The sequence below is a fragment of the Pseudoflavonifractor sp. An187 genome (assembly GCF_002160275.1).
GTDB classification, from domain to species: domain Bacteria; phylum Bacillota; class Clostridia; order Oscillospirales; family Oscillospiraceae; genus Enterenecus; species Enterenecus faecium.
In genome coordinates, this window is record NZ_NFKG01000050.1 from 1 (window position 1) to 7,343 (window position 7,343).

Below are 7,343 nucleotides of genomic sequence, written 5' to 3' on the forward strand. Positions count from 1 at the left end.
CCAGCCTGGTGGGGACGCTCCCCGCTGGGGGTGCCTTTTGAGCGGACAAAAGGCACCAAAACCCGCTTAGGGCGTTCCCCCCTAAGGACCCCCCTAGGGTGCCAGGCTGGACCTGCGTCAAGGCTATATTCGGCCCGTCACCCTTGATGTGGCTCCTGCTACTGCCACCACACCAGGTTACCCTGGGCAGCTGGCCCTACAGCTGGGTGGTTTTCATGTCCGGGCCTACCCTGGAGAAGCGGCGTTCCCGCCGCCGGGAGCCAGGCCCCGTCAACTGGAAACAGTTGCACACCAGGGTAAGGCCCTGGCAGTAGAAGGACAACCTCACAGAGAAGCAGATATTTTAGGTAGAATTTCCACGCCGTCTATGTGACACTATCATGCCAAGGGCCGAAGCAAGGAGGACGCAGGTGCATCCAGTACCGCGGGGTGGATTCCACAAGGCGGGGGAAGGCCCCGCCTTTGGCGATTCTTTCCCCGATTTCTCATCGGGGAGAAATCGGGCCCAGCGGAGCGCGTCTCCCCTCGCCAGGGGAACGAGGTGAAGCCTGAGAAATTGGAGAAGAGCAAGTTTCCTATAAAGAAAAAAGTACGGCCAGATTTCTCTGACCGTACTTTCTTGTTTTATCAGGGGCTTAGCTGCGCCGACGACGCACCGTCACCACAGCCGCCAGCCCGGCGGCGGACAGAACCAGAACACCCAGCACCAGGCTCAGCTGGGCGGTGTCCCCGGTTTGGGGCACGTCAGTCTCGGGCTTCTGGGTGGTCTCAGGATTGGTAGAGGCCTCGGGGGCGGGGGTGGCGGTCACCTCGGGGGAAGGTGTGACCTCCGGGGAGGGGGTGGGCTGCTCCGTCTCCTGCCCGGTCAGCTCGTACACCGCCACGGTGCCGGACACCTCACAGGCGGCCAGCAGCATGGGCCGCCCGGTGGGGCTCTGCTGGGCGGTGAGGAAGGCCAGGCCTTCGGGGGCCACGTCGCCACCGGTGACCCACTTGTCCAGCTCGCCGTCCTCGTACACCTCAGAGCCGGGGACGATGGAGCCGAAGTCCCGGGAGTTGACATAGTTGACGTAGGTCACGGCGCTGGGGTCGGTGACGTCGTACACCATCACGCCGCCGGTGCGCTCCAGAGCCACAAAGGCGTAGGTCTTGCCGTCCACCACGCCCACGGTGACGCTCTCCGCCTCGGGGCCCTTCTTGCCGGAGCGGTCGTCCAGGGCGGCGTTGTCGTTGGAGGTGTTGAAGGAGTCGGGGAAGTAACGGGCGGTGAGGGACTCAAAGTCGTCCCCGCTGGTGAAGACCTCTTGAATGCCGTCCTCGGTCACGGCGTAGAGGGTGAAGGAGCGGCCGCCGAACAGGTAGTCCTTGGAGGAATCCAGGCCGTCATAGCCCTTGGCGCTCTCGGTTTTGCTCTCCTCGCCGAAGTACACCACTTTGCCGCTGATTTCACCCTCGGCGATGTTGCCAGCGGGGGAGGCAACGCCCTTCTTGGCCTCGTTTTCGTTGAGGTAGTCCCCCCACTCCCGGCTGTCGCCCTCGTTGGCGCACACCAGGTAGGTGACCCCGTCCACCTCATAGGCGGCGATGCCGTCGGGCATGCGGATGCCCAGCACATTCTCATAGGTCTGGGGGTTGTAGGCCTCGTCCCCCTTGTCCGGGTCCACGGGGGTGACAGAGTAGTCCTCAAAGCCGCAGGAGTAGATGCCGGTGAAGGTGCGGGTGGTGAGGTCCAGCACGGCGATGGCGTTGGCTTCCTGCAAGGTCACGTAGGCCTGGGAGCCGGACACGGCGATGTACTCCGGCTCCAGGTCGGTGGAGGGGTTGGAGCCCTGCTTCAAGATGATGTGGTTGGCGGTGAGCTGGGAGCGCTGGGCATCGAAGGTGTCGAAGGTCACCACCTGGGCGGTGCCGGTGGCCACGTCCACCACGGACACAGAGCCCTTGGGGTCGATGACGTCGGCGGAGTAGCCCATGCGGGGCTCGCCCTCGTCGGCGGAGAGGACGGTGTGGTCATCGGCGAAGGTGACCATGTCGGGCTGCACGCCCACTTCCACCAGCTGGTCCAGGGTCAGGGAGCCGTCGGAGTTGCAGGTAAACAGGGCCACCCGGCCAGCGTCGGCATATCCAGCGGCCTGGAGGGCGGCGGCCAGGGTGGAGCCGTCGGGGGAGACGGCCACCGAGGTCATGTCCCCATAGGCAAAGGTGGGGTCGTTCTCCTCCACCATGGCCTTGATGTCCATGTCGTTGCCGTCCAGCAGGTCCACGGTGTCCTTCTCTTCCAGGGTTTTCAGGGGAATGGCGGTGAGCAGGCCGGACTGGCCGTTGACGGCGTAGGCCCAGCCGGTGGCGGCGTTGTAGGAGACAATCTCCATGACGCCTCCGTCCACGTTGAACTCCCCGGAGGTATATCCGGCGATCTTGGTCACGTCCAGCTGGGCGTCGCCGTTCTCCTCGCCCTGGGTCTGTGCGCCGCCGTCGGTGTTCTTGGTGACGGTGAAGTGGTCGATGGGGGTGGAGTCGGGGGTCTGGCTGTCCCCGCTGAGGTTGTACACGTTCACGGTGATGGTGTTCCCCTCCACGTCAAACAGGGCGTAGCTGGGGCTGTAGTCCTGGTTCCACTCCTGGTTGCCCAGGGGCAGGTTGCCCGCCAGGTAGGCCTGAGAGCCGGTCTCGCCGTTGGCCAGCACCGGGTAGTCCACATTGTTGGCCTTGTCCACGGACTGGAAGGGGGTATAGTACTGCATGTCGGAGGCGCAGTTTCCGGTGAGGTAAATGGTGCCGTCGGGGTCATAGAAGGTGTCCAGGGCCTCGGCGTTGCGCTGTCCGCCCTTGAGGACATAGCTGCGGGAGTACACGTGGTCGTGGCCGCCCAGGACGAAGTCCACGTCGAAGTCGTCCATCAGGGTCTCAAACCCGGCGTCCACGTAGTTCTCAATGTCCGAGTCGGCGGCATGCTTGGCCACGGTCTGGGTGGACTTGTGGTGGGTGACGATGAGCCAGTCATACTGGCCGGCGTACTCCTGGGTGGCGCTGGTGAGGGTGCGGCGGAAGTTCTCCACCATGGCCTCGGCCTCGGAGTTGTCACGGGTGGCACTGGGCACGCTGGCGTTGTCCCCGTTTTCCCCCTCCAGGTCGTCGTTGCCGCCGGGGTAGGCCCCGGTGTTCAGGGTGACAAAGAGCACGTTGTTGTAGAGATAGTAGTAGTTGCCTTTTGTCTCCATCTCCCGGCGCTCGGTGAAGTCGTACTGGCCGTCGGCGTTGGGGGTGACACCGTTGCTGCTACTGTGGTTGGCAATCTCATCGGCGGTGGCCTGGATGTAGTTGCCGTGGCTCTGGCTGGTGCCGCTGTTCTGGCCCCGGAAGGTGGTCTTCACCTGCTCCAGCAGGGTGCCGGTGCCGGAAAGACCGTCCTGGGCCACTTCCATCTGGTTGGGGAGGTTGAAGTGGTCGGCGAACATGTAGTGGCGGTCGTGGTTGCCAACGGCGGGGGCGTAGGCGATGGAGGTCATCTCCTCAGGGGCAAAGAAGGCCTCGTACTCGCTGGATTTGCCCCAGCTCTGGTCCTCCACCTGGTCACCGGCGGACACCATCAGGGTGGCCCCAGCCTGGCCCACCACCTCCATCATCTTGGCCCATCCGGTCTGGTTGGAGCCGTCGGCGGAGTTCCAGCCGTCGTCGTTGTGGGACTGGTCCTCTTTGATCTGGGGGTCACTGGTGAAGGCGAAGGTGAAGTTGTCCGCCTGGGGGGTGGTGTAGGTATAGACTTGGGACCAGGTCTGGCCCCCGTCGTTGGAAATGCGGTATTCGTAGCTGGTGCCGGGCACCAGGCCGGACACGGTGGCCTTGCACACCATTTTGCCCGTGTCGGTGTACTTGCTCTCGTCCACCTTGGTGGGGGTGGTGAGCTCGGACACGGTGGCCTCTACCACCCGGCCATCCCCCAGAGCGATCTGGGCGGTTTGGGTGCCGTCGGGAGCGTACCAGTTGAGGTTGATGGATGCAGTGGTCTGGCCGGGCTGAAGGGTCAGGCTGTCCACGTCAAAGCCTGCGGTGGAGCCCCACAGGGCGGTGTTGGGGGTCTCCTGGGCGGCCAGGGCCAGGGGGTACATCCCCGTGAGCAGCGCGGCGCTGAGTGCCACGCTGGCCAGCTTTGTGTACCGCTTTTTCATATGTGTTGTTTCCTCCTTAATGATTCCAATTCTCGCAGATGGCATTATAAGGGAAGCCTGCAAATGGTGCTATCGGACAAAGGTATGAATCATGTAAAGAGATTGTCAAAAAAGAGGCCATGCAGACGATTCTGCATGGCCTCTTGGGAATGTTAGGACAATTTTTGCTTCAATTGATAGAGCAGGTTCAGCGCCTCAATGGGGGTGAGGGTGTCCACGGCGGTGTTCCGCAGGGTGTCCAGCACCTCGCCGCCCGCCAAATCTCCCAGGGTCATCTGCTCTTGGGCCGGGGCGGACACGGTGCCCACCGGGGCCACCGCCCCCTGGCTCTCCAGCTGGGCCAGAATCTCCCGGGCCCGGGCAATGACGGGATTGGGCACCCCCGCCAGCTTGGCCACCTCGATGCCGTAGCTCTGGTCGGCCCCGCCGGGGATGATTTTACGCAGGAAGACAATGTCGTCCTTCCGCTTTTTCACCGCGATGTGGAAGTTGTGTACCCCCTCCAGCTCCTGCTCCACGGCGGTGAGCTCGTGGTAGTGGGTGGCAAACAGGGTCTTGGCTCCCAGCTTCTTGGCCTCCGCGCAGTATTCCAGCACCGCCCGGGCGATGGACATGCCATCATAGGTGGAGGTGCCCCGGCCGATCTCATCCAGAATGAGCAGGGAGTGGCGGGTGGCGTTTTGGAGCAGCTGGGCCACCTCGCTCATCTCCACCATGAAGGTGGACTGTCCGGCGGCCAGGTCGTCGGAGGCCCCGATGCGGGTGAACACCCGGTCCACCACGCCGATGTGGGCAGAGCGGGCGGGGACATAGCAGCCCATCTGGGCCATGAGCACAATGAGGGCCACCTGGCGCATGTAGGTGGATTTACCCGCCATATTGGGGCCGGTGATGATGGACAGACGGTGTTCGTTTTCGTCCATGTGGGTGTCATTGGGCACGAAGAGGGTGTCTTTCAGGGTGTGCTCCACCACCGGGTGGCGGCCCTCCTGAATGTCGATGACTCCGCTCTCGTCCACCACCGGGCGGCAGTAGTTTCGCTCCACCGCCACCGTGGCAAAGGAGAGGAGCACGTCCAGCTGGGCCACGCTGCCCGCGGCCCGCTGCACCTCCCGCACCCGGGCGGACACCGTGTCCCGCAGCTGGCAGAACAGCTGGTACTCCAGGGCGGTGATGCGGGTCTGGGCGGAGAGAATCTCGTGCTCCAGGTCCTTGAGCTCGGGGGTAATGAACCGCTCGCAGTTGACCAGGGTCTGCTTGCGGATGTAGTCCTCGGGCACCAGGTCGTAGTTGGACTTGGACACCTCGATGTAGTAGCCGAACACCTTATTGTACCGGACCTTCAGGCTCTTGATGCCGGTGCGCTCCTTCTCCCGGCTCTCCAGAGCAATCACCATATCCGCCCCGTTGGTGAGGATGTCCCGCAGGTGGTCCACCTGCTCGTCGTAGCCGGGGCGGATGAAGTCGCCCTCTCGGATGGTAAAGGGGAGGCGGTGGTCGTCGTCCTCGTCCCGGATGGCCCCATCAATGGCCTGTTGCAGGTCCTCCAGGCCCAGCATGCCGTCCTTGATGCCCTCCATGGCCCGGCCCGTCAGAGCCTCCAGCTGGGCGGCCAAGGCGGGGAGCATCCCCAGGCCCTGGGCCAGGGCCTTCATGTCCCGGGCGTTGGCAGAGCCGTAGCCCACCTTGCCGATGAGCCGCTCCAGGTCGGGCACCTGGCGCAGGGCGTGGCTCAGCTCTTCCCGGGCCACCAGGTTGTCCACCAGGGCGGCCACCCCGTCCTGACGGCGGGTGATGGCCAGGGGGGAGCGCAGGGGCCGCTCCAGCCAGGCGCGAATCATCCGGTGGCCCATGGGGGTGCGGGTGCGGTCCAGCACCCAGAGAAGGGAGCCCTTCTTGTCCTTGCTGCGCATGGTCTCGGTGAGCTCCAGGTTGCGCCGGGCAGTGAGGTCCAGCTCCATGTACAGCCGCTGGTCGGGCTGCTCCACCACCAGGGGGCCCAGGTGGGTGAGGTCGGTCTTCTGGGTCTGGGTCAGGTACCCGGCCAGAGCGCCGGCGGCCTGATAACAGGCCAGGTCTTGCTCCGGCAGCGGGGCTCCCGTCTCCCACAGCCCGCACACCTCCAGGGCGGACCCGGCGGCCTGGGGGGCAAACTGCTCTTCCGTTCCTGTCTGGCACAGGCAGTCCAGCCGCTGGCGCAAGAATTCCACCAGTTCCCGCTGTGCGGCGGCCTGGGGGGAGAGAATGGCCTCGCTGGGGGGACAGGCGGAGAGCTGGTTGCACAGATGGGGCAGCCAGTCGGTGCCGGAGAAGGGGGTGGTGTGGAACTGTCCGGTGGACACGTCGCACACCGCCATACCTGCCCGGTCCCCGTCCAGGTACACGCAGCAGATGTAGTTGTTGTTGTTCTCGTCCAGCATCACGTCGTCCATGGCGGTGCCGGGGGTGACGATGCGCACGATGTCCCGTTCCACCAGGCCCTTGGCGGTGGCGGGGTCCTCCATCTGCTCGCAGATGGCCACCTTATAGCCCCGCTTGATAAGTCGGGCGATGTAGTTCTGGGCGGAGTGGTAGGGCACCCCGCACATGGGGGTGCGCTCCTCCTCCGGCTTGTTGCGGTCCCGGGTGGTGAGGGTGAGGCCCAGCTCCTGGGCGCCGATCTTGGCGTCGTCCTGGAACATCTCGTAAAAGTCCCCCAACCGGAAGAAAAGCAGGCAATCGGGATTGTCCTGCTTCATTTTGATATATTGTTTCATCATGGGGGTGAGTTCCGCCATGGAGTGCACGACCTTTCTATTTGTTGTTGCGGGGCAATCAGCCAGGTATCTTGATACGTTCCCCGTCTCAGGCTTGCCAGCCTGGTGGGGACGCTCCCCGCTGGGGGTTCCTTTCTGCTGCCAGAAAGGAACCAAAGACCACCAAAGGCGGGGCCTTCCCCCGCCTTGTGGAATCCACCCCGCGGTACGGGGTGGCGTGTCAATGCAGTTCTGGAAGGGCTGGACACAAAAAGACCTTGAAAATTGCCGCATTTCTTGGATTGATGGGCGTAGGGGAGGGGCTTGCCCCTCCCGAATTTCCCAGGGCAATGCCAGGGTAGCCACGGGCCGGGCAAGCCACGGCCCCTACCACAGCGCAACAGGATAGTGCGGCAGAAACTTTCGGCGGCGGGAACGC

2 protein-coding genes are annotated in these 7,343 nt (G+C 64.0%); both read right to left on the reverse strand.

From position 1 onward, the window contains the following. Window positions 1–635 precede the first annotated feature (635 nt). Window positions 636–4,169, reverse strand: coding sequence for a choice-of-anchor I family protein (locus tag B5F22_RS11630; RefSeq protein ID WP_087392679.1), 3,534 nt, complete (start codon window positions 4,167–4,169; stop codon window positions 636–638). A gap of 152 nt (window positions 4,170–4,321) precedes the next feature. Continuing rightward, complete coding sequence (gene mutS, locus B5F22_RS11635; RefSeq protein ID WP_087233199.1) at window positions 4,322–6,946, reverse strand: DNA mismatch repair protein MutS; 2,625 nt, start codon at window positions 6,944–6,946, stop codon at window positions 4,322–4,324. Window positions 6,947–7,343: the final 397 nt, after the last annotated feature.

Bases quoted from the DNA above. Each gene is read 5' to 3' on its own strand.
- B5F22_RS11630 (WP_087392679.1), bottom strand. From the start codon at position 4,169: ATGAAAAAGCGGTACACAAAGCTGGCCAGCGTGGCACTCAGCGCCGCG.
- mutS (WP_087233199.1), bottom strand. From the start codon at position 6,946: ATGGCGGAACTCACCCCCATGATGAAACAATATATCAAAATGAAGCAG.